At 34.6% G+C, this 24,869-nt stretch carries 16 protein-coding genes; 5 read left to right on the forward strand and 11 right to left on the reverse strand.

The window, feature by feature from the left end; genetic code table 11:
• The first annotated feature begins 47 nt into the window (after positions 1-47).
• The 3 genes from cysS (at position 48) to lgt (ending at position 2,851) form a co-directional block, all read left to right on the forward strand.
• On the forward strand, positions 48-1,529 hold the full coding sequence (gene cysS / locus ACRASX_RS00820) for a cysteine--tRNA ligase (RefSeq protein ID WP_432222101.1): 1,482 nt from the start codon (positions 48-50) through the stop codon (positions 1,527-1,529).
• 78 nt (positions 1,530-1,607) lie between these two features.
• Positions 1,608-1,856, forward strand: a complete 249-nt coding sequence (gene yidD / locus ACRASX_RS00825) for a membrane protein insertion efficiency factor YidD (RefSeq protein WP_432223103.1) — start codon at positions 1,608-1,610, stop codon at positions 1,854-1,856.
• Between the two features lie 65 nt (positions 1,857-1,921).
• The gene (gene lgt, locus ACRASX_RS00830; RefSeq protein WP_432222102.1) at positions 1,922-2,851 is read left to right on the forward strand and encodes a prolipoprotein diacylglyceryl transferase; all 930 of its coding nucleotides are present in this window, start codon (positions 1,922-1,924) and stop codon (positions 2,849-2,851) included.
• 642 nt (positions 2,852-3,493) lie between these two features.
• Here lgt and secDF read toward each other — a convergent pair.
• The 4 genes from secDF to asnB form a co-directional block, all read right to left on the reverse strand.
• A complete protein-coding gene (gene secDF / locus ACRASX_RS00835; RefSeq protein WP_432222103.1) occupies positions 3,494-6,469 on the reverse strand; it encodes a protein translocase subunit SecDF in 2,976 nt (991 codons plus the stop codon).
• 226 nt (positions 6,470-6,695) lie between these two features.
• Positions 6,696-7,631 (reverse strand): malate dehydrogenase, encoded by a 936-nt coding sequence (mdh, locus tag ACRASX_RS00840; RefSeq protein WP_432222104.1) that lies wholly within the window; start codon positions 7,629-7,631, stop codon positions 6,696-6,698.
• Between the two features lie 48 nt (positions 7,632-7,679).
• Positions 7,680-9,623, reverse strand: coding sequence for a DNA topoisomerase (ATP-hydrolyzing) subunit B (gene gyrB, locus ACRASX_RS00845; RefSeq protein ID WP_066309867.1), 1,944 nt, complete (start codon positions 9,621-9,623; stop codon positions 7,680-7,682).
• 290 nt (positions 9,624-9,913) lie between these two features.
• Complete coding sequence (asnB, locus tag ACRASX_RS00850) at positions 9,914-11,527, reverse strand: asparagine synthase B (RefSeq protein WP_432222105.1); 1,614 nt, start codon at positions 11,525-11,527, stop codon at positions 9,914-9,916.
• A gap of 473 nt (positions 11,528-12,000) precedes the next feature.
• Here asnB and ACRASX_RS00855 point away from each other — a divergent pair, with 473 nt between their 5' ends.
• Positions 12,001-12,459 (forward strand): RNA methyltransferase, encoded by a 459-nt coding sequence (locus ACRASX_RS00855; RefSeq protein WP_432222106.1) that lies wholly within the window; start codon positions 12,001-12,003, stop codon positions 12,457-12,459.
• Between the two features lie 157 nt (positions 12,460-12,616).
• Here ACRASX_RS00855 and gatB/aspS read toward each other — a convergent pair whose 3' ends face one another.
• The 4 genes from gatB/aspS to ACRASX_RS00875 all read right to left on the reverse strand — a co-directional run bounded on the left by gatB/aspS (position 12,617) and on the right by ACRASX_RS00875 (position 18,247).
• The gene (gene gatB/aspS / locus ACRASX_RS00860; RefSeq protein ID WP_432222107.1) at positions 12,617-15,946 is read right to left on the reverse strand and encodes a bifunctional amidotransferase subunit GatB/aspartate--tRNA ligase AspS; all 3,330 of its coding nucleotides are present in this window, start codon (positions 15,944-15,946) and stop codon (positions 12,617-12,619) included.
• The gene (locus tag ACRASX_RS00865; RefSeq protein WP_432222108.1) at positions 15,946-17,343 is read right to left on the reverse strand and encodes an amidase; all 1,398 of its coding nucleotides are present in this window, start codon (positions 17,341-17,343) and stop codon (positions 15,946-15,948) included. The genes gatB/aspS and ACRASX_RS00865 overlap by 1 nt, the downstream gene beginning before the upstream one ends.
• Before the next feature lie 4 nt (positions 17,344-17,347).
• Complete coding sequence (locus ACRASX_RS00870; protein WP_066309891.1) at positions 17,348-17,617, reverse strand: hypothetical protein; 270 nt, start codon at positions 17,615-17,617, stop codon at positions 17,348-17,350.
• A gap of 180 nt (positions 17,618-17,797) precedes the next feature.
• Positions 17,798-18,247, reverse strand: a complete 450-nt coding sequence (locus tag ACRASX_RS00875; protein ID WP_432222109.1) for a hypothetical protein — start codon at positions 18,245-18,247, stop codon at positions 17,798-17,800.
• 189 nt (positions 18,248-18,436) lie between these two features.
• On the opposite strand from ACRASX_RS00875, the gene ACRASX_RS00880 reads away from it, so the two are divergent.
• Positions 18,437-18,985: a DUF2911 domain-containing protein gene (locus ACRASX_RS00880; RefSeq protein WP_432222110.1), complete on the forward strand. Its 549-nt coding sequence runs from the start codon at positions 18,437-18,439 to the stop codon at positions 18,983-18,985.
• A 69-nt stretch (positions 18,986-19,054) separates the two neighbouring features.
• Here ACRASX_RS00880 and ACRASX_RS00885 read toward each other — a convergent pair whose 3' ends face one another.
• The 3 genes from ACRASX_RS00885 to ACRASX_RS00895 form a co-directional block, all read right to left on the reverse strand.
• Positions 19,055-20,806 (reverse strand): TonB-dependent receptor, encoded by a 1,752-nt coding sequence (locus tag ACRASX_RS00885; protein ID WP_432222111.1) that lies wholly within the window; start codon positions 20,804-20,806, stop codon positions 19,055-19,057.
• A 65-nt stretch (positions 20,807-20,871) separates the two neighbouring features.
• Positions 20,872-21,735, reverse strand: a complete 864-nt coding sequence (locus tag ACRASX_RS00890) for a PhzF family phenazine biosynthesis protein (RefSeq protein WP_432222112.1) — start codon at positions 21,733-21,735, stop codon at positions 20,872-20,874.
• A gap of 32 nt (positions 21,736-21,767) precedes the next feature.
• Complete coding sequence (locus ACRASX_RS00895; protein WP_432222113.1) at positions 21,768-24,782, reverse strand: tetratricopeptide repeat protein; 3,015 nt, start codon at positions 24,780-24,782, stop codon at positions 21,768-21,770.
• Between the last annotated feature and the right edge of the window lie 87 nt (positions 24,783-24,869).

Consider the following 24,869-nt stretch of genomic DNA (forward strand, 5'->3'; position numbering starts at 1 on the left):
AGTAATCGAGTCTAAACATTCGATTTAAAGTCAAACAAAACATAAACATGCCATTATATACCACTCAACACTTAAAAATATACAATTCACTGTCGGGCGAAAAAGAAGTTTTTACTCCTGTACATGAAGGAAATATTGGAATGTATGTTTGTGGCCCCACTGTGTACAGCAATGTACACTTAGGAAATGTGCGTACGTTTATGTCTTTTGACGTAATTTTTAGATACTTCTTACATCTCGATTATAAAGTTCGTTATGTTCGCAACATTACCGACGTCGGCCACATTGTTGATGACGTAGACGAAGGTGAAGATAAGATCGCAAAAAAAGCGCGTTTAGAGCAGTTGGAACCTATGGAAGTGGTCCAGCGATATACCGTTGACTTTCATGAAATTTTAAAAGCTTTCAATTTTTTACCTCCAAGTATTGAACCTACGGCAACTGGACATATCATAGAACAAATTGAAATCATTAAAAAAATTATAGCTACAGGAATCGGGTACGAATCTAACGGTTCGGTTTATTTTGATGTAAAAAAATACAACGAAACCAAAAAATACGGTATTTTAAGTGGACGTAATCTTGAGGATATGTTAACGAATACGCGCGATTTGGACGGTCAATCGGATAAAAAAAATCCACAAGACTTTGCTTTATGGAAAAAAGCAGAGCCGCAACATATTATGCGCTGGCCTTCGCCTTGGAGTGATGGTTTTCCTGGTTGGCACTTAGAGTGTACTGCAATGAGCACCAAATATCTTGGAAACCACTTTGACATACACGGCGGTGGATTAGATTTAAAATTTCCGCACCACGAGTGCGAAATTGCACAAAATGAAGCTTGTACCGGTCAGACACCTGTAAATTACTGGATGCACGCTAATATGCTAACTTTAAACGGTAAAAAGATGGCGAAATCTACTGGAAATAATATTCTTCCAGGTGAGATTTTATCAGGAAAAAATTCTATTTTAAGTAAGCCATTTTCTGCCTCAGTTACTCGTTTTTTCATGCTACAAGCACATTATCGCAGCGTATTAGATTTTTCTGATGATGCGATTGTTGCAGCCGAAAAAGGATACAAACGTTTAATGGAAGCCCTTGCAACATTACCAACTATTTCTCCAACTACAGTTACCTCATTCCCATTAGCGGAATGGAAGCAAGCGTGTTACGATGCGATGAATGATGATTTTAATTCGCCGATCTTGATTGCGCAATTATTTGATGCCGTTAGATATATCAATTTACTAAATGAAGGCAAAGAAACGATAACTGCTGACGATTTAGCGGACTTCACCAAAACCATACATGCTTTTGTTTTTGATGTCTTGGGATTGAAAGATGAAAAAGCATCCGATGCAACAACTGACAAATTAGAAGGAATGGTTGACATGCTTATCGGGATGCGAAATCAAGCTCGATCAGATAAAAACTTTGCTCTTTCTGACCAAATTAGAGATCAATTGATTGGCTTAGGAATTCAATTAAAAGACGGTAAAGAAGGAACTACATTTAGCGTTAACTAATTTCGCTTTATTCAGTTAGACCAATAAAGTTTGATTGCATTAGCTATTGATAGAATGAAAACCAAACACTCTCCTTTTATGGTATCAAAAATTCTAATTTATCCCTTTGTACTATTGGTGCGTTTTTACCAAGTCGCTATTTCTCCTTTTACACCTTCGGTCTGTCGCTTCGAGCCTACTTGTTCTAGTTATATGATTGGCTCTTTACAAAACCACGGTTTGTTTTACGGTGGTTATTTAGGACTCAAACGAATTGTTCGCTGCAATCCTTGGGGCGGAAAAGGGTATGACCCCGTTCCAGAGAAAAAAGCAGATTCAAAACATTAACTTTATTTAACGATATACTTTATTTTAAAGTTCTATTTTTACAATACAACAAAATATTTTACTTAATGAATACAGCTTTACACATGGTTTGGAACCCTTCTGAAGGAATAGATTTAGGCTTTTTTATGATTCGCTACTACAGCCTAATGTTTGTAATCGCGTTTGGACTAGGGTGGTACATTATGAAGCAGATATTTGTTCGAGAAGGCGAATCGGTTGAAAAATTAGACTCGCTCTTCATTTGGTCTGTTCTAGCCACCTTAATTGGAGCTCGTTTGGGTCATGTCTTTTTTTATGACTGGGAATACTTTAGAAATAACATTGCGGAAATCTTCTTACCCTTCCGCTTCTCACCAAAGTTTGAATTTACTGGATACCAAGGATTAGCGAGCCATGGAGCTGCCATTTCTGTAATTGTTGCAATGTACTATTTTAGTAAAAAAATATTGAAACGCCCTTTACTGTGGATTCTAGATCGTATTGTAATCCCTGTTTCAAGTGGAGCTGTTTTTGTTCGTTTGGGAAATTTCTTCAACTCTGAAATTATAGGAAAACAAACAGATTCGGTATTTGGAATTCGATTTTTACACGATCAATTTAATCCAAGCGAAGCAGTCAATGCTACTCAAATTCCAAATCCTAAGGCGGCTTATAGTGCCATAGCTAATGATCCGAAATTCTTTTCGCTATTAGAACAAGTGCCAGCAAAACATCCGACACAATTGTATGAAGCATTTTGTTATATTTTTGTATTCGCTCTGTTATTTTTTCTATACTGGAAAACTAATATCAGACAAAAATCAGGATTTTTATTTGGTTTGTTTTTAGTGTTATTATTTGTCGTTCGATTCATAGTTGAATTTGTAAAAGAAAGTCAAGGCGGATTTGAGAATGAATTAGGCATATTCTCGACAGGACAATGGCTAAGCATCCCGTTTATTATTGTAGGTATCTACTTTATGATTCGCGCTAATAACATTCCTAGAGACCTTTAATGAAGCATTAAACACTACTATTAATACAGAAATCCGAAACCGTTTATAAGTGGTTTCGGATTTTTTACGTCTAATTGGCATTATATAATTATCGTTTTAAAGATTATAAAGTAAAAATGTTTCGGAACTACTTGTGAAAAGTTTAGCTTTACAGAACTAGCAAAGCATTAAAAATAAGGTGGTTAAACAAATAATCAAGATCAAATAGACGAAAAATTAACGGATATTTTCCCCGAGAATATTCTTTCATCAGAAGGACTAGGTTAATTAAGTAGACTTGAGATCGTACTGAATAGTAAAGCCAAGAAATAGAACTTTAAAGAAATACCATTGGAGATTGCGACTTCGTGATGATTATAATAAAAGAAATAGCTTATTTTACTTCATAGATGGATGGTAAAGCACCTTTGGTAGAGATGTGATAACTACAAAGAAACCAATCAACTCGTGCTTAAAAGTACCAAAAGAACTAACTTAACATTGATGGAAGTGAAATCCTTTTTTGACTGTTTTTGCAGGCATAAAAGATTCAGCAAACTGTTGGTCCTAACATATTATAAATTAGAAAATGGAAGTTGCAAAACAAAAAAAAGGGATTCAACTTACGCTGAATCCCTTTTGTATGCAATATATCTTTTGAAATTATGCTTTCAACTCGTTGTGATGATCTTCAACAACGTGTTTTGCGTCTTCTGAAATCGTGTCCACTAATACCGGCGTTGCAATAAATAATGAAGAGTAGGTTCCTACGACGATACCAATTAGCATCGCGAAAATAAATCCTCTAATTGATTCTCCACCGAAAACAAACATGATCAATAATACGATAATCATTGTTAATGACGTATTTATCGTTCTTGACATCGTTGTATTAATAGCCGAGTTCACGATATCAGCAAATGAACCTTTCATGTTTCCTGCTAAATATTCACGAACTCTGTCAAACACAATCACGGTATCATTCATCGAGTACCCAATAACAGTTAAAATTGCTGCAATAAAGTGTTGGTCAATCTCCATTCCGAATGGCATGAATTTGTAACAGAAAGAATAAATTCCTAATACAAAGATAACATCATGCGCAACTGCTGCGATAGCTCCCAAACTGTACTGCCATTTTCTAAAACTGATAACTAAGTATAGACCTACTATAATCATAGCTCCAAGGACTGCCCAATATGCATTGGTTTTAATATCTTCTGCAACTGTTGGTCCTACTTTAGATGCTTGTAAAATACCTACTTTTTTACCACTGTATGAGTTGATAAATTGATCGTAAGTTAAACCTGTAGCATAGTGATGTTTTAATGTTTCGTACATTAATTTATTAACTTCTTCGTCAGCTTCGATTCCGTGCTCTTCTACTTTGTATTTCGTAGTAATCTTTAACTGATTGTCGCTACCAAAAACTTTCGCTTCTACACTTCCAAAAACAGCAACTAGTTCATCTTTAATTTCTTCAGCTTTAACTGGTTTTTCAAAACGAACTTGGAAAGTTCTACCTCCAACAAAATCAACACCTTGGTCAAAACCATTAGTAAAAATAGAAACTAAACTTAAAATTACAATAATTACAGAGAAACTGTATGTCCATTTTTTAACTCCAAGGAAATCAAAATTGAAGTTTGTAAACCAATTTTTAGTTACTGACGTAACAAAAGTTAAATCGTTCTTTTTATTTATATTTCTATCAATGAAAATTCTAGCGATAAAAATAGAAGTAAATAAAGAGGTAATAATACCGATCAATAATGTTGTAGCAAAACCTTTAATTGGTCCAGATCCGAAGATAAATAAAACGGCTCCAGTTAAAATGTGCGTTACGTTGGCATCTGTAATAGATGACATTGCACCTCTCCAACTATAGGAGATTTTTACCGATTCGTCTAGTGTTTTACCAAGACGTAATTCTTCTTTTGCACGTTCAAATATAATAATATTTGCATCTACCGCAGTACCCATCGTTAATACGATACCAGCAATACCAGGCAAAGTAAGAACCGCACCTAAACTTGCTAAAATTCCGAATAAGAAAAGTAAGTTAACCGCTAATGCAATATTAGCATACCAACCTGCTTTACCGTAGTAAATCATCATCCAAAGGGATACTAAAAGCAACCCGATCAACGCTGAATTTGTTCCATTATCAATTGCTTCTTGACCCAAAGATGGTCCTACCACTTCTGATTGTACAATATCTGCTGCAGCTGGTAATTTACCTGCTCGTAAAACGTTTGCTAAATCTTTTGTTTCTGTTACATCAAACACTCCAGAAATTTCAGATCTACCTCCAGAAATTGGACCACTAGAAACTCCAGGCGCAGAATAAACGATATCATCTAAAACAATTGCGATATTGCTTTTTTGAGAATAAGCTCTACCGGTTAATTCTTCCCAAGATTTGGCACCTTGGCTGTTCATTTGCATTGACACAGCTGGTTTACCCATCTGATCAAAAGTATCTTTTGCATCTGTAACTACTCCACCGCTCATCGCAGCTTCATTGTTTCTGTTTCCTTTTAAAGCATATAATTCAACTGCTTCAATTTGTTTTCCTTTAGCATCGCTCAATTTTGTTGGTTTACCCCAAACAAATTTTGCATAATGTAAGTCTGCAGGCAATAAAACTTTAATGTCTGCTCTTTTTAAATAACCGTTGATTGTTGCTGTATCCTTAGGAGCAAATAATCCTAAAACAGGACCACCACCTTGACCAATTAATTTATCAAATAAAGGATTATTTCCTGTTGCAGCATTCGCTGAATCTTTTCCTCCAGTTAACAAATCACTCAAAGAATCTTTTGCAACAGTTTTAGTTTCTGTTTTTTTGATTTCGGTTTTCTTTAAGGCGTCGTTTGCAGCCATTAAGAAATTACCCATATCTTCAATTTTGTATGTTTCCCAAAATTCTAATTGAGCCGTACTTTGCAATAGTTTTTTAATTCTATCTACATCTTTTGCTCCCGGTAATTCAACCAAGATTCTACCTGTTTCTCCTAATTTTTGGATATTTGGTTGTGAAACACCAAATTTATCGATACGTTTTCTTAATACTCCAAAAGCACTTTCTACCGACTCATCAACTTTTCTTTTGATAACAACTTTAGCTTGTGCATCTGTCATTTGAAAATCGATTCCACCTTCACCTTGTAAACTTCTGTTTGCAAAGATATCTGGAGAAGCTAATTTTACTGTTCCTTTTGAATTGGCTTCAAAAGCATCGAAAAAAGCATCTAAATACGTTTGATTCCCTTTTAAATTAGTAGTAGCATCTGCTAATGACTTATTAAAAACTGGGTTTTTAGAATTATTTGATAATCCTTTTAAAACATCTTTTACAGAAATCTGAAGAATTACATTAATTCCTCCTTCTAAGTCAAGACCTTTGTTAATTTGCTTGTCTTTTACCTCGTCGTAAGTAAAATCAGTAAATCCAAGACTAAAAACTTTTTCTTTACTAATAGAATCTAAATATTTTAATTCTTTATCAGAGTTTCCTGCTGCGAAAGATTTTGCATCACCTTTGACTTTACTAGCCATAAAAGTGAAGGATAATTGGTAAATACTTACCAATGCAAATAGAATTGCGAAAAATTTAATAAGTCCTTTATTCTGCATTATTACTAAAAATTAATTATGTTTTGTGTTTGTTACTGTTTTTAATTCCTTTAGAACACTAGCCTTAAGCTAGTAAAATTTCTTAAAAAACAAGGCCGCTAATCTCATGATTTTTTTTGAACCGAGCAAATATATAATTAACGAAAATATTAACCAATTAATTTTTTAATTAATATCAAAAAAAAGACTGCTATTTTGCAGTCTTTTTAAATTAAGGCCTAAAATATTACGCCAATATGTCTTTTAATGCTTCATTCATGTTGCGAACTGCTACTGCACTTTTTGCGAAAAGCGCTTTTTCTTGTTCGTTTAATTCAATTTCAACGATCTCTTCCACTCCGTTTCTACCAATAATACATGGAACACCAATGCAAATATCGCTTTCGCCATACTCTCCATCTACCATTACTGAACAAGCAATCATTTTCTTTTGATCGTTCAAAATACTATCCACTAAAAATGCAACTGAAGCTCCTGGCGCATACCAAGCAGAAGTACCTAATAGTCCTGTTAATGTTGCTCCACCTACCATAGTATCAGCAGCTACTTTTTGCAAAACATCTTCTGATAAAAATTGTGTAACCGGAATACCGTTGTATGACGCCAGTCTAGTTAAAGGAATCATAGTTGTATCACCATGTCCACCAATAACCATAGCAGAAACATCATTTGATGGTTTATCTAAAGCTAAAGATAAGTAGGTTCTAAATCGAGAACTATCTAAAGCTCCACCCATACCAATTATTCTATTTTTTGGTAATCCTGTTGCTTTTAAAGCTAAATAAGTCATGGTATCCATTGGATTAGAAACTACCACTATAATAGCATCTGGTGAATGTTGTAAAACACTCTCCACTACCGACTTCACAATTCCTGCATTGATACCAATAAGCTCTTCACGAGTCATTCCTGGCTTTCTTGGAATTCCTGAAGTAATTACTACTACTGCACTTCCTGCGGTTTTGGTATAATCATTTGTAACTCCTGTAACTTTTGTATTAAAACCAGTATTTGTAGCACATTGCATGATATCTAAAGCTTTTCCTTGTGCAAAACCTTCTTTGATATCTAATAATACTACTTCACTTGCAATTCCTCTATACGAAATAACGTCTGCACAAGTTGCTCCTACGTTTCCTGCTCCAACAATGGTAACTTTCATATTATACTGTGTTTTTAGGTTTTTAATTATTAAAACTGAGTTCCTAATTTACGCATCTATTTTAGCATAAACTGCATTTTTTTCAATAAATTCTCTACGAGGCGGAACCTCATCTCCCATTAACATAGAGAACACACGATCCGCTTCTGCAAGACTGTCAATTGTTATTTTTCTCAACGTTCTAAAACTTGGATCCATGGTAGTTTCCCACAATTGTTCTGCGTTCATCTCCCCAAGACCTTTGTAGCGCTGAATTCCTGCGCTTCCGCCCATTCTTTCATTTGCTTGGTCGCGCTGTAAGTCATTCCAAGCATATTCTTTTTTATTTCCCTTTTTAACTAAATATAAAGGTGGAGCAGCAATATACACGTGTCCTTCTTCGATTAATTCTCTCATAAATCGGAAGAAGAATGTCAAAATTAAAGTAGAAATATGACTACCATCGACATCAGCATCACACATAATGATTACTTTATGGTATCGTAGCTTTGAAATATTTAGCGCCTTACTATCTTCTTCAGTACCTACTGTTACACCAAGTGCTGTAAAAATATTTCGAATCTCTTCATTTTCAAAAACTTTGTGATGCATTGCTTTCTCTACGTTCAAAATCTTACCACGTAAAGGCAAAATAGCTTGAAAGGCACGATCACGACCTTGCTTTGCCGTTCCACCTGCCGAATCTCCCTCGACAAGATATACTTCGCATTTTGCAGGATCTTGCTCAGAACAGTCCGATAATTTTCCTGGCAATCCACCGCCACCCATTACGGTTTTGCGTTGAACCATTTCACGCGCTTTTTTAGCTGCGTGGCGTGCTTGCGCTGCAAGAATTACTTTTTGAACAATAATTCGTGCATCATTAGGATTTTCTTCCAAATAAGCTTCAATCATATCTCCAACAGCTTGACTTACTGGCGACACAACTTCTCTATTTCCTAATTTCGTTTTGGTTTGCCCCTCAAATTGTGGCTCTTGAACTTTTACTGATATAATTGCCGTAAGGCCTTCACGGAAGTCATCTCCAGCAATATCAAACTTCAATTTATCTAGCATTCCAGACGAATCTGCATATTTCTTTAACGACCTCGTAAGACCCGTTCTAAAACCTTGCAAGTGCGTTCCTCCTTCGTGCGTATTGATATTATTTACATATGAGAAAATATTCTCTCCGTAACTGGTATTGTAAATCAAGGCTACCTCAACTGGAATCTCCCCTTTATCACTATCCATGCTTATTACATGCGCAATAATTGGTTCACGATTTCCGTCTAAGTATCTAATATATTCCTTTAATCCTTCTGTAGAATGAAATATTTCTTGTTTAAATTCACCTTTATCATCGACTTCTCTTTTGTCTGTAAACGTGATTACAATTCCTTTATTCAAGAAAGACAATTCGCGCATACGTCCTGATAATGTTTCATACGAAAACTCAACAGTTTGCGTAAAAATACTTGGATCAGGATAAAAAGTAACAATGGTTCCTCTTTTTGTAGTTTCACCAATTTGTTTTACCGGATATAGTGCTTTTCCTTTTTCGTATTCTTGTTCGTAGACTTTTCCGTTGCTACTATGAACCGTAGCTCGCAAATGAATAGAAAGTGCATTTACAACAGAAACTCCAACTCCGTGTAATCCTCCAGAAACTTTATACGAATCTTTGTCAAATTTACCTCCAGCTCCAATTTTGGTCATTACAACCTCAAGTGCAGAAACGCCTTCTTTTTTATGTATATCTACTGGAATACCACGACCGTTGTCTTCAACACTTACTGATCCATCTTCATTGATTGTAACACTTATCGTATCACAATGTCCTCCCATCGCCTCATCAATCGAGTTATCGACTACTTCATAAACCAAATGATGGAGTCCACGAACACCTACGTCTCCAATATACATCGACGGTCGCATTCTTACGTGCTCCATCCCTTCAAGTGCCTGAATACTATCTGCTGAATAATTGTTGTTCTTGATTTCTTCGCTCATATGTTTTATTCTAAAAAATGTAATATTTGTCTAACACGCAAATATATAAAATCGTAGCCTATATACCCATTAAAATCTGTTTATAACTATTTAAGTTATTAACACATTATCCAAAAAATGAAGGTATTTTGAACACAAAAAATAGTATTAACAGTAATTCCTATCGGTTTAAAATAAAATCTTCTTTTTTTTGGTTAAAAGCAATAATTGAAAGTATCAACTTCACACAAAAAATCCGAAACAAGATTTTACGCTCATTTCGGATTTTATATTTATTTCGACAGTCATTTTTAAATAGTCGCTTCATTTTTAGTTAATAACGAAGTCTTAATATGCGCTTTATTGGCTCTTCCACTCGGATCTAAGCTTTCTTGCCATTTCGGAATCCATTTTCGAACGGTTTGTGCCGCACTAATTTGAGGGAAAAAATCATGAAAAATAGATCGATACAAATATGCTTCTTTAGTTGTAGGTACATTGTAATGAAATTTAGCCGCCGCAGCTTCCAACTGCTCATCAGTCACTTGTGTAGCACAGTAAGCTACCAACTCGTCGATCCAATTGTAACCTACTCCATCCGAAAATTGTTCTTTTTGACGCCATAAAACTTCTTGTGGCAAGTATGGATCTTCGGGCGTATCAAAAGCTTTTCTTAAAATATATTTTTCTTTTCCATCATAGGTTTTGGGTTGTTTTTCAAACGATTTAATGCGCATGGCGACATCTAGAAAACCTTTGTCCAAAAACGGAACTCTAGCTTCTAATCCATTTGCCATTGTTGCTTTATCAGAACGCAGCAAATCTGCCGTAAATAATTTTTGAACTCTCTCGATTGTTTCCTTTTGAAATTCTTCTGCCGAAGGTGCATTTCTAAAATACAAATAACCTCCAAAAATCTCGTCTGCTCCTTCTCCCGAAAGCACCACCTTCACTCCTGATTGTGCAATACATTTTGATAAAAAATAAAGTGGTACACTGGCCCTAATCGAAGTGATATCGTAAGTTTCTAAATGCCATATTAATTCTTTCAAAATAGCAATTCCTTGTTCAACAGTAAAGTAAAATTCATGATGATCGGTATCTAAAAATTTAGCAACTTGCTTCGCCGCCACTATATCAGGCGCATTGGCATCTAAACCAATTGCAAATGATTTTAGCTTTTTGCCTTGCTGCTTCATTAGTCGAGAGGCAATAGAAGATGTAATGGAAGAATCTAAACCTCCCGAAAGTAAAACGCCTACTGGTGTATCGCTAATTAACCGTTTGCGAGTCGACTCGATCAACATATCTCGAAGTAATTTTAAATCTAAATTTTGGTCTGCTGCTTCAAAATCTTCGTATTCTGGCAAATAATATTTTACAAATCCCGTTTTTGGTGTGTAATAGTGGCCAGGCGGAAAAGTAGAAAAAGTTTTACATTGATCTGCAATAGCCTTCATTTCGGAGGAAAAGTAAATGCGGCCTCTCTCGTCTAAACCGTAATACAATGGCTTAACTCCAAGTGGATCACGCGCCGCAATAAAATCTTCGCCGTCAATAACAATAAAAGCAAATGAGCCGTCTAATTTATTGCAGAAATCATAGCCGAATTTTTCATATAAATGAACAATTACCTCCGAATCGGTTTGCGTTCTAAACACACAATCTTTCAAAAGGCAGTCTTTGAGTTCTTGATGGTTGTAAATGATACCATCTTTAACCATCCAAGCAGTACTTGTTCCTTGAATGGGTTGCTGACCCGTTTCTAGATCTATGGTTGAAAGCCTTTCATGACTTAAAATATATCCTTTCTCGGTAACTTTTAAACCACTTTCGTCAGGTCCGCGGTGTGACATTCTCTTAGAAAGTTCTTTCACTACTTGCGGATCTTTTCCTTTTCCAATAATGGCTAAAACTGCACCCATATCAATTTAAATTTTACTACTTTGTTTGGTATTTTTTTACAACTTATTACTATAAAACTCAAATTTAAAAATAAATTATAACTTCACACCATTATTTTCAAATAGTTAAAACTAAAATAAATGGCCGTACTTATCTACTTCTCGATAGCAAATACATTACCTAATTTTATATCAGACATTAATTTTAATCTGCATGTCTTTTGAGATTATTTCCCCCATTGAATTGCTCCATTTTCGCAAACTTCAATTTACTTTTAGTCATCTACTTGCCAGAATTTAAAAAGATTAACTATTTGTTTGTAGCTCCGATCGCAGTGCTATCCTTTTGCGTTTTTGCTTTAAAAAGATAAAGATATAATGAATAGCAGAAACTCAAGTTCTTGAAAACACCTACTCTTCTTGCTCCTAAAAAAAAAATATTTTAAATAAATCAAAAAATTGACAATGCTACTAACAGTTTGTATTTTTGCAGTATGAATGATAATTTTATAACTGAATATTTTGGTATTGGGATTCAAAATGGCAAAACTCCTGAAAATTTAGGCGTTTTGTGGCGCTCTGCACAAAATTTAGGCGCCAGCTTTATTTTTACCATCGGAAATCGGTATGCCAAACAAGCTTGCGACACGCACAATGCCGTAAAGTCTATTCCTTACTTTCACTACGAGTCTTTTGACGAATTCTATAAAAATTTACCCAAAGGAGCACGTTTGGTTGGCGTTGAATTGGATGAAAATGCGGAGGACTTAGAAAATTTTGAACATCCAAGACGTTGTGTTTACTTATTAGGCGCTGAAGACAATGGACTTACTAAACAGGCTATTGAAAAATGTCATTTTTTAGTAAAATTCAAATCACACTTTAGCTTGAATGTGTCGGTTGCAGGATCGATCGTTCTTTACGATAGAGGACTTAGTAAGCCGAGGTCTTAGTGCAATGGCAATTTAAAAGATCAACATAAATCTAAAACCTTTTTAAAAAACAAATTTTCAAAACAAACACCGAAATGCTCACTTTGAAAATTTGAAAATTGTTCTACTATTTTTTATTATATTTTGAAATTAAAATTGATTGTTGCAATTCAAATCCTTATTTCCTCATTATCTTAACATTCATTTCTTCTACTTTTTTATCTGATAAAAGCGATGGCGCTCCAAATAATAAATCTTCACTACTTCCTGTTTTTGGAAAAGCCATTACCTCTCTAATCGAAGCTTTTTTCTCTAAAATCATCATTAATCGGTCAATTCCCCAAGCGATTCCTCCGTGCGGTGGCGCTCCGTATTGGAAAGCTTTGTACATGGTTCCTACACTCTTCATCATTTCTTCTTTGTTGTAACCCATATTTTTATAAGTTGCTTCTAAAATTTCCGATTTGTGTGCACGAACAGAACCTCCTCCAATTTCGTACCCATTCAAGATGATATCGTATTGTTGCGCGATAATCGTTCCGATTTCTTCTTCTTTACCATTCATGTGTTTTTGCAAATCATAAATTGCAGGCATAGAAAACGGATTGTGCGTAAACGTCCATCTTCCTTCCTCTGTTTTTTCAAACATAGGGAAATCAACTACCCACGCCGGACGCAATTCCTTCGGATTAATCAAATTCAACATTCTACCCATTTCTTGACGAACCGCATCCAAAGCTTTATTTGCCGTAGCATAATCTGCTGCCGAGAAGAATACAATATCCCCAACTTGTGCATTCGTTGCTTTGATGATTCCTGCTGCAATTTCCTCTCCTAAAAATTTAATAATAGGGGATTGCAACTCTCCTTCATTTACAATAATATAAGCCAAACCACCTAGACCATGTTGTTGTGCCACAGCTGTCAAAGTTTCGATCTGACCTTTAGACATACGTTTGTTTCCTTGCTCTTGCGCCGAAACTTTAATACATTTTACGATTCCAGCTTCATCAATTGGTTTGCTGAATACTTGAAAAGTCGTTTCTTTAACAATCTCCGTGATGTCTTGCATTTTTAAACCATAGCGTAAATCAGGTCTGTCGCAACCGTAAAAATCCATGGCGTTTTTATAGGTAATCACTTCAAACGGATGTAAGATCCATTTTTTACCGTATATCTTAGTCACTATCTCATTAAACATTTTACTATTTAAATCAATAATTTGTTGCATACTTGCATACGCCATTTCAATATCCAATTGGGTAAACTCAGGCTGACGGTCTCCACGAGAATCCTCATCTCTAAAACAACGTGCAATCTGAAAATATTTCTCATAACCACTCACCATCAACATTTGCTTGAACTGTTGCGGCGCTTGAGGCAACGTATAAAACAAGCCTGAACCTTTACGAGTTGGAACAATGAATTCGCGTGCGCCTTCATCAGTTCCTGCACTTAAAATTGGTGTTTCAATTTCTAAAAATTCTTCTATATCTAAAATGTCACGTAATAATTTAATTACTTTATGACGGTTTACTATTGCTCTACGAACCTCTTCATTTCTATGGTCCAAAAATTTGTACTGAAAACGAATTGCTTCGTTTGTTTTTGCTGCTCTCTTTATTTCAAAAGGCAATGTTTTAGACAAATTCAATATTTCTAAAACAGAAGTTTCCATTTCAATTTTACCTGTACGCAAACCTGCATTGTAATCGTCTTCATTACGACCAACTATAGTTCCTTTTACCGAAATTACAGATTCTGATTTTATCTTCACTAAGTCATCAATATTTGGGAATGACTCTCTGCTAATACGCACTTGGAAAATCTCATAACTTGAATCACGTAAGTCAATAAACATCAACTCACCATGATCACGAACACTCGCTACCCAACCTGACAACTCTACTACTTCGCCAATATTGGTTTCCGACAATTGCGAAATTTTATGTGTTCTGTAGCTGTCTTTTATAATAATAGGAACTTCCGGAAGGGATTCTTCTTGACTTTCTTTATTTTCAACAACTGATACTTCTGAAACCGATTCTGATTGATTTTTTTCTAAAGTCGCAACTGCACCTAATTGATCTAAAATAATTTTACGAATTACTTTTCCATCGGCACCTTTACCAACTATACCTAAAACTTTACCAACTAAAATACCCGCTTTTCCTTCATTACCTCCTTTTATATCATTGGCAACAGCCTCATTTTCAGAAAGCACTTTGTCAATTACTTCTTGAATTTTTTCTTCAGAAATGGTATTGTCTGCGAAGTACTTTTGATAATCAAAATTTTGATCTTTCAAATATCCTGCAATCGCATTTTGAACTAAAACTGCCGTTATTTTTTCTGCTTTAAACAGAACAAAAATGGTAATTAAATGTTCAATATTATGAATGTTAACGTAGTCCTCTGCTTTTACATTATTAGCCAAAGTTTTGGCAACAAATGAAGCGTCGTTAAGGGAATTATTTAAAGTTACAAAGGTTCTAGAACGCAACGCATCCGCAGTAAAGAATTTTGCATCTTGTGGCAACACACCTCCGTTAATCAAAATAGATTCAACTGCATAAGGCAAAGCTGCAATATCAACCGATATTGCGTCAATTTCCTTTTTGATGTTTACAAAAGGCAAATCAGGTTCTGAGATAAAACGATAATCGGCCTCAAACTCTTTTTTACGCATTACTTTGGTTTGCTTTAAATCAGCATCCCATAAAACAGTCGTTTGATCAGGTCTAAACGCTTTATTTTCGATGAAATAATTGAATTGTTTCTCTACTTCTTCTTTCAAAGCTTCAATCATAAACTTAAACGAGTTCAAGTTTTTGATTTCTGTTCTTGGATTTAACTCCGTAGAATTTTTTTTACGCAAAGAAACCGAAACATCCGATTTGAATTCTCCTTTCTCCAAATTCGCTTCTGAAATTCCTAAATTCTGAACAATACGTTGAATGTATTGCGCATACGTGGAAGCATCTTCGATGTTGCGAAGACAAGGTTCTGTTACAATCTCAATTAACGGTACTCCCGCTTTGTTAAAATCGACTAAAGAGACCTTCTTTTCGTGCATCAATTTTGCTGCATCTTCCTCAATATGAACTTGAGTTAGATTGACCGTAAATTGAGAACCATCATTTCTATAACAAGAAACGTGTCCGTCAGGAATTATCGGATTATGAAATTGTGTTATCTGAATGTTTTTTGGGTTATCTGGATACTCGTAATGTTTTCTATCCCAAGAGATCACTTCATTACTAAAAGTAGATTCTACCGCTTTTCCAAAATAAATTGCTTTTGTAATTGCTTCTTTATTTAAGGCAGGTAAAACTCCCATTTGTCCCGTACAAACCGAACATATATTTTGGTTAGGTGTTTCTATTTCTTGATTTGGACAAGAACAAAACAACTTGGTTTTGGTGTTTAATCGGACGTGAGTTTCAATCCCAATTACCAATTCTAAATCGTGGGCTATTATCGCCGCATTTAATTGCTCCAATTCCATTATATTGTATCTTTTAAGAAGTTAGCAAATTGCATCACTGCTTCATCATTATTTTTTGCTGCCGTAATTTGCAGTCCCGTTGCAGTTCCTTGTGGCACAGTCATTGTTGGCAATTGTCCTAAACTAAAACCAACAGTGTAAGCATCTGACAAATACATCGCCAAAGGATCCTTTAAACTGTCTCCAATTTTAGGTGGCGTGCTTGGTGTAACTGGCGATAAAATAATATCAACTTCTTCGAAATCCTTACGAAAATTCTCAGAAATCTGATCTCTTACTGCCAATGCTTTCAAATAAATAGCATCTGAGAAACCTTGAGACAATACTTGATTTCCACCAACAATTCTGCGTTTTGTTTCTTCAGAAAAGTTTTCAGAACGCGTTACTGCATACGTTTCTATTAGGTTTTCTGCTTCAATACGGTTTCCGTAATTTGTACCATCTAAGCGAGATAAATTCGAAGCTGTTTCTGCCATTGCTAAAGTATAGTAAGTAGAAACTAAAATATCTGATGGAAAGAAATCCAATTCTTTTACTGTAATTCCTTTTGCTTTTATTTTATCGATAGTTGCTAAGAAGTCCGCTTTTACTGCAGCATCAATTGCTTCACTTTCGATGAAGTTCTTAAAATATCCTATTGTTTTTACAGTCGAAGCTGTAAGCGCTTCTTCGCTAATTGCAGATGATGTGATTGAAGTTTGATCTTTAGGATCTTTTCCACTCATTACATTCAACACAATTCGGATATCTTCAATTGATTTTGCCAAAGGACCAACACAATCCGTAGACGAAGCATAAGCCATTAGTCCAAATCTTGAAATTCTTCCGTACGTTGGTTTAAAACCATATATTTTGTTGTACCCAGCAGGCTGACGAGTCGAACCTCCTGTATCTCCACCTATAGAAAATACCGTATATTCTTTGGCAACATTCACCGCAGAACCACCGCTAGAACCTCCTGCTACTAATTCAGGATTAACAGCGTTTTTCACAGCACCAAAAATGGTGTTTTCACTTGATGAACCATGACCAAAGCTATCGCAGTTTTCTTTAACCAACGGAATTGCACCAGCATCCAATAATTTCTGAATGGCAGTTGCTGTATAGGGTGATTTGTAATTTTTTAATAAATCAGAACTTGCTGTTGTATAGGTTCCTTGTACCATGTAGACATCTTTAATTCCAAAGGGAATTCCCTCTAACAAACCGATTGTTTCACCGTTTGCAATTTTAGTATCCACTTTTGCTGCTAAATCTAGCGCTAAAGTGTCTAAAACTGAATTTACCGAATTGTAGTCGTTTTGTTTAAGTAAGTCTAATTTTTCTTGTACCAAAGCAGTACAAGTTATTTGTTTAGACACCAATTGCTGGTGTATTTTTTTTATCTGAGAATCCATTTTTTTATCCTTCTATAACTTTAGCAACTACTAAAAATCCATTTTTACTGTTTGGGAAATTTTCTATAATAATTTGTTTCTCGATAGCCGAGCTCTCAATTACAACATCATCCCTTAAATCACTTACAGAAACACAATTATGATTGACATTATTTGCAGCATTACTATTTGAGGGAATTGCATTTTTAATTACATCAAACAATTGGTTCACCGACTCTGAAGGCTGTGCTCCTTTAATACTCGACAAAACGTCGACTGTCATTATTTTATTCATAATTTATTTAGTTTTAAAATCAAACTTGTAGGTTGGCGAATTTACAAAAGTTTCATGAAGGAATCGTGCTTTTTTAAGAATTTAACCCCTCGAAAAACCACAGGATTTAACAAAAAAAGCAGTGTTTGTTCATTCTTTGTGTTTTTTCCTCAGAACTTAATTTTTAGCAAAAAAAAGAATTTACATAATACTTTCAATTAAATACGTTGTACCGTTAATCTCAAAAGTAAAACCTACAGCATTTCCCATTAATTTATTTCCCAACGGAGATTGTGGAGAAAGCGCAATAACATTTACATCATCAATTTTAATTTTTGGAAGCGCTCCACTTAAGTATAAATAAATGCCATTGGCTTTGACCAAACTACCTAAAATAATAGTTTTTGCAACTGTACTACTATCAATTTTATCTAAAATCGCTTTTTGAGTCAACGATTCTTTGAGCTTCATGGTCAATTTTTCTTGTTCAATATGCATCATTGATAGGGCCGTCTCGTGTTTATCTCCCGCAGAACCTTTTGCATCATTTTTAGAGTCCTCAGTTAATGCCGAAATCATGTCTTTGAAAACATCTATTCGGTCTTGAACTAATTGTAAATAGTACGAATGTGTTTTTTGTTTGAATGTCATTTCTTTAAGGTGCTAGGACGCAAATATACAAAGGTTAAACAGTTTTGCGAAGAGTAGCGTTTTAAATTGATGCTTTAAATTTAAATGCTACAAACATTAAAATGAGGTTTCATAAATTTAACATCCTTATGTAGAATATCACACAAACAATTGATAATTTTATCTTTTTAATCCATTATCAAAACAATTATGAAAAAAGCTTCTCTTATTACTACGGCTGCATTCGGAATACTGATGGTATTTTCGAGCAACGTAAATGCGCAAAAATTTCCGGCCTTAGACAAAAGTCCGATGGACATTGCCTCTTATCCAAACGATTACAAAGATGCTAATAAAACAGCACGAATCATTTACGGCAGGCCACAACTTAAAGGTCGTGGTTTAGAAGAATTGGCTCCTCTTGGAAAAGTGTGGCGCACTGGCGCTAATGAAGCACCAGAAATTACCTTTTATAAAGATGTAAAATTTGGAAATACTAAAATCAAAGCGGGATCTTATGCATTATTTATACTTCCCGACACTATTGATTCGTGTACTATTATTTTAAACAAAGATTTAAATGTTTGGGGATCATATACATATGATCAAAAGAATGACGTCGCTCGTTTAAAAACTCCAATAACACAAGATGAAGAATCTTTGGAAGCTTTTTCTATGGTTTTCACCAAAGCCGACAAAGGAATCATTTTAAATATAGGATGGGATAAAGTTCGTATTGCAGTTCCTTTTATGGAGTAACTTTTTACTTCTTGAAACAAAAAAAGCTTCCCACATTTAGGAAGCTTTTTTTATACAGCACTGTTTCTTTTAAAAATCGAATTTATAATTTGCTCCTGCTACCACTTGAAAACCTTGAACCGAATAATTTAACCATCTTTCGTATTGTTGATTAGCAATGTTATTTAGTCTTAAAAAAGCAGTTAATCTTTCACTGTATTTGTAACCAACGTGCGCATTAGCGTCAAAATATCCTTTTAAAGTAATTGGTGTTGGATCGACAATATAATTGATAGACGTGTTTAGTTGTCCGTCTTTACGCTCTCCGACATAAAAAACATTAAAGCCTGCAAACCATTGTTTGGTTATACTTGCCTCTAAACTAGACCCCACTTTAATGGTTGGTAAGTTCCAAGCTTCTTGTTTCGAATCGGTACTGTAACTATTAAATCTTGCGTTAATGCCAAAAGTTACATTTTCAGAAAAGTCTGCTTTTAACTCTCCATAAAAACTTGTCGTAGTCACACCATCGTATACCACAGCCAAAGAATTTCCAAAAGCATAGTCTTTATTTGTAGCAACCTCACTATAATTATTGCTTTTAAAGAGCGCTTTATTTTCTTCGTTCACATACGAGGCGTTGATATTATAATTTACATTATTCGCTAATTTTCCTTTTAAACCTGCAAAAACATCGTATTGTTTGCTTGTTGGCTTAATATCTAAAGTTGGTGACAGAAATGAATTTTGTCCTACCAGATCAGCATATGAATTTTGTTCTAAACTTCCTTCTGCACCGACATAAAAAATCATCAAATCATTCACTACATTATAGGAGGCGTTAAATTGCGGATATAAATAAATTTTATTTTTAGAACGTTCATTGTCTAAACTGTAAAATAAACCAGCTCCCAATTGCAAGGTCCAGTCGTCTTCGGTTACTACAAAACTTGGCACAATTCCAAAATTAGTAAACCCGTATTTTATAGCTTGTGTATTGGCATAATTAGCAGCAAAACTTCCGCCCACATAATCCACTATTACATCAGTATGTATAGTTTGGTCCATCACACTAACTTTAAAAGAAGGCTTGAATGAAAATCTGTTTTCAGCTGAATCCAATCCGTCCATGAAACGCGTATAATTTAAACTTACTTTATCAAAAATACTTTCTGTAAATTCCATTTTACCACCCAAAGTAATGGTGTTGTAGGAATGTTTTGGTGCAATAGCACCTACCAATAAAGCCCGATCGCTTTGCGAAAGATTAGCGCCAAATTCTGAAGGCAAACCGTACCAGTTGTATACTTGATTTTGATAGCCTAAATCTACATTCCATGACATGTAACGATCGTTCATTCCGTATGCTAAATCCAAAGAAGTATCGTAAAATTTATCATTTAACTCCACGTCTTTAATGCCACCTTGAGACGAATGATGACGAAACATCCCTGCTAGATAGTCATTATTACCTAACTCTTGCGTGACAAATAACTCTGCATTTAATGTTCCGTAATTACCCACACCAAGCGTTGCATAATTACCAAATGAATATTCTTTTTTTGCTTTTTCAACTCCTTCTGCTTTCCCTTTAGAAGGCGTAAAAGTAGAAGCTACTGGAAATGAAAAAATAGTATACTTGATCGTTTCTTTAGCTTTATTTCCTTCATCATCAGTTGGAGGCGTATCTTTTACTTTATACGCATCTGAAATAGTTGGCGTGTACGGTTTAACCACATTAACTACTTGCGAACCAATCGTTTCTTCTTTCTTTTGTCCAAAAGACAACTGAAAAGTAAATAGCACCGCGATAACAACAATTTTATTTTGAATTTGAATCATTCCTTTTTATTTTATTTTGCTAAAAGTCTCCTTTTAATATATTTATTTTACTTAAATTATTTTACTTATAAGCTCCATTCGCCTTGCGCGATGAATTGCGTTTTTCCGCCAATTTTAATATCAAAGTTATCTTGTACCACTTTCCCATCAAATTCTATTTGCGACGGCCTTCCCATCATTTCTCCTTGATGATTCGTGATTTTCAAATCAGTTCTAAAATAATGCAATAAAAACGCTTGCAGACACGTGCTCGCACTTCCTGTAGCTGCATCTTCCATTAACTGATTGTCTTGCAAATACAACATTCTAGAAGTTAAATTACCCTCTTCCAAACAAAAAAAATAGAGTGCTTTATGCTCAGTTGTGCAATTCTTATCTAACCAAGTATTCACCTTCTCAACATCTAACTTTATCGCATCTAATGCTTTTTTTGTTGCAATAGGAACTAGTATAAATGCACTTCCTGTAGTGACTTCTTGAATTGGAAATCTCAAATCAAAATCGGCACTCTTCAAATTTGAGAAATTAAAAAATTCATCTTTGGAGCGTGTATTGAAAAATTGTGGTTGCGCTGCTTTTAGCCAGACCAAGTTGTTTCTTTCTGTTACTGGAATTGCTCCAATTTTTACTGTCAACTCAATTTCCTTCGGATTATTTTTAAAAATTTTATTCATCAAAATCCAAGAGGTTCCAATAATAGGATGCCCAGCAAACTGCATTTCTTGCGACGGAGTAAAAATTCGAATTTCAGCCGAATTTGATTCCACATTTAATTTAGTTACAAAAGTACTTTCTGCAAAATTAATTTCTCTCGCAATTTTCTTCATGTCTGTCGTACTCAAATTTTCCGCATTCATAAAAACAGCCAGTTGATTTCCTGCATATTTTTCTTTGGCAAAAACATCAACGATATAAAACGGTAATTTCATTACTTTCAAATTTTAGGTACAAAAGCTCTCTATTACTTTGTAATCGATGAGTTTGTTTTCGACTCTTCCGCTTTTATCAGTGCTAATTCTTTTTTTGCTTCTGAAACTACATCTGGATAATCTGTAAAATTCTGAATCACATTATCCAAAATATAAGTCGCTTGGTAACTGTCTTTTAATCCGTAGAAATTTTTTGCCATGATAACTAAACCTTTGGCTCCAAAATATTTATATCCCGAATAATTTTTAGCTAATTTTTGAACCGTCGTATTCGAACTTTCAAATTTCCCCTCTTTATTTTTAAAATAAGCATCGTAATACAATGATTCAGCCGCTAGTTCTCCTTTTGATGTCGTTGCTAACTTTGCATACGCTTCTTTTGCTTTGTCTTCCTCTCCAGTTTGCATCGCTGCTCGTGCCACAATAATTTGCGCATCACTTTTAATGCTTTCATCTGCTTTTGGATTTGCTAAAACTTTATCTGCATAGGTAACCGAATTAGTATAATCTTTTTTATCATAATACACTTTCATTAAATTAGATTGTGCGTAGGTTTTATTTTGAGGAAATTCGGCTTCATTTTCTAAACGCAATAAAACAGGAACTGCTTTATCATTATTTTTTGCTTTCAGATAAATTGAAGATAAACGAGACAAAGATTGCTCTGTAAACTCATTGCGCGATTGATTCACTACATACTCATAATTGGCAATTGATTTACTTTCAGAACCTTCTGCAAATAACAATTGCCCTAATTTAAAATTAGCATCCAAGGCATGCATTCCGTTCGGAAACTTACTTACATAACTACTAAATCCAGTAATGGCTTGTTTGCTATTATTTTGCTCAAACTGTTTGCTCGCTGCCTCGTACGTGTCATTTTCTAAATCGGCATTACTAACATCTACAAAATCCAATGTACGCACCCACGAAGCGTAATCGTCAATTTTTCCGCTATCTACATAAATCAATCGTGCTGTTGCCACTGCCTCTAATGCTTCTGGTGTTTTTGGAAAATCGGCAGCTACTTTTTTAAATTTCACTAACGCTTGATCATTACGGTCTGAATTGTAATAAATCAATCCTTCTTTTAAAATTGCTTTTGCTGTAAATGAACCCCCTTTATATTCTGAAATTAATTGATTGTATGTTTTAATTCCTAACTCTTCTTTTTGAGCTGCAACGTATGTATTTCCTAATTCATATAAAGCATCGTCACGGTACTGCGATTTTTTGTACGATTGAATGAATGTATTCAATTCCTCTATTTTACGATCATTCTTTGCCACAAATCCGTAGCTGATTGCTTTTTGAAAAAAGGCATAATCAGAATCGACACTTTTTAAATCGATTGCTTTATTATACGCTTCCATCGCTGGCCAGTATTTTGTTAAAACAAACTGACAATCGCCCAAACGCAAATACGAATCTGCTAAACGAACGCTATCGCCTTTTGAAGAATCAATTTGATCTTGAAATGACTTTGCTGCTGAATCATATTCTTTTAATTTAAAATACGAATATGCAATTTGATAGTTAATGTTTTTAGCTTCTGATACGGTTTTACCACTTGCCATTCCAGCAAACTGTTTGTAACTTAACAGTGCTTCTTTAAAATTGTTGGTCGTGTATTCTGACTCTGCTTTCCAATAGGTTGCACGAGCAGTAAACTCTGGACTTTTATTTTCGCTAATTGATTTCTTAAACATGTTCAAGGCTTCCTCATACGTTCCTTCAGCGTACAACTCTAAACCTCTGTAAAACAAAACTTTTTGATACGCCAAACGATTTTCGGGAGATTTATTTCTCTCTAATAAAGTCAATGCTTCGGTATAATTTTTAGAAGAAATATACGAGTCAATCAATAATTTTTCAACTTCTGATTTATTCGCATTATTTGGATATTTATTTAGAAATCCTAATAAAACCGAAGGAACAGGTTGGTAGGAATTTCCAATATCATAACTGATTTTAGCGTAATTTAAACTAGCATCTTCTTGAATTGCGGCGTCAAAAGACATTTCTGAAGCATTTTTAAACGCATTCAAAGCTTGCGGTTTCTTATCACTGTTCAAATAACTTTGGCCCAAATGGTAATAGGCATTTTGTGCTACAAAATCATTTCCATCAATAATTTTATTGAATTGAGAAATGGCATTCTCATACTCTTTTTGCTGGTAGTAAGCATATCCCAATTGGTAGTAATCAGTATTATTCCACTTTCCTTTTTTACCTCTATAATTTACTAAATTCGGAATTGCTTTGTCGTATTGTTTTAAGTTGAAATAACTTTCTCCAATAATTTTACTCAATTCTGATTTTTCAATCGCATTCGATTTGGCCATCGCCTTAGTTCCTAATTCGATTGCTTTGTCAAAATTACCCAGTTTAAAGTTCATGTCTGCTTGGTAATAAGACAACTTCTCTTTATATTTTTCTTCGCCAGAAACCGCATCAAAATATTTGGTTGCTTCTTTATAATCATCGCCTTCATAAGCCATAAATCCTAAGTAATACTTAGCTTGAGAACCGAATTCTTTAGAGTTAACTACTTTAGTTAAATACGTTGTAGCTTCTTTTTTTCGCTTAGCGTTAAAATAACTGTATCCTTTTTGGAAATTAAAACGTTCCAAGTCAGATTGGCTCATATACCCTTCATCTACGCGGTCAAACCATTGCAATGCTTTTGGATAATTTCCTTGATTAAAATAAAAATGCGCAACTTCAACATACGCTTGATTTTTTTTGGTACTTGTTGGATATTCCGCAACAAAACGCTCCATCAATGCATCTGCATTGGGCTCGTTGGCGCGAATCGCACAATTGGCAATGTAGTAGGCACAATCCGATTTGACTTCTTCACTCACCTCTTTGTCTTGAACTTTTTCAAACATAAGCTGAGCCGACTTGTACTGATTGTCGTTATATAAGGAAAGTGCTCGATCAAAATTTTTAAGATCGTAGGTATAAATAGTTGATTTTTGAGCTGAAATTAACCCCGAAAAAACTAGGGTTGGCAATAAAAAGAATTTCGAAAGTTTATGCATTTTAATTTTTCTTTAATAGTCAAATATATCAATTTCTAAGCTCTATAACGGAATGATTTAAGCTTTTATTATGAATTACAAACGAAA

This window comes from Flavobacterium sp. TMP13 (genome assembly GCF_050847115.1).
In the GTDB taxonomy this organism is placed as follows: Bacteria; Bacteroidota; Bacteroidia; order Flavobacteriales; family Flavobacteriaceae; genus Flavobacterium.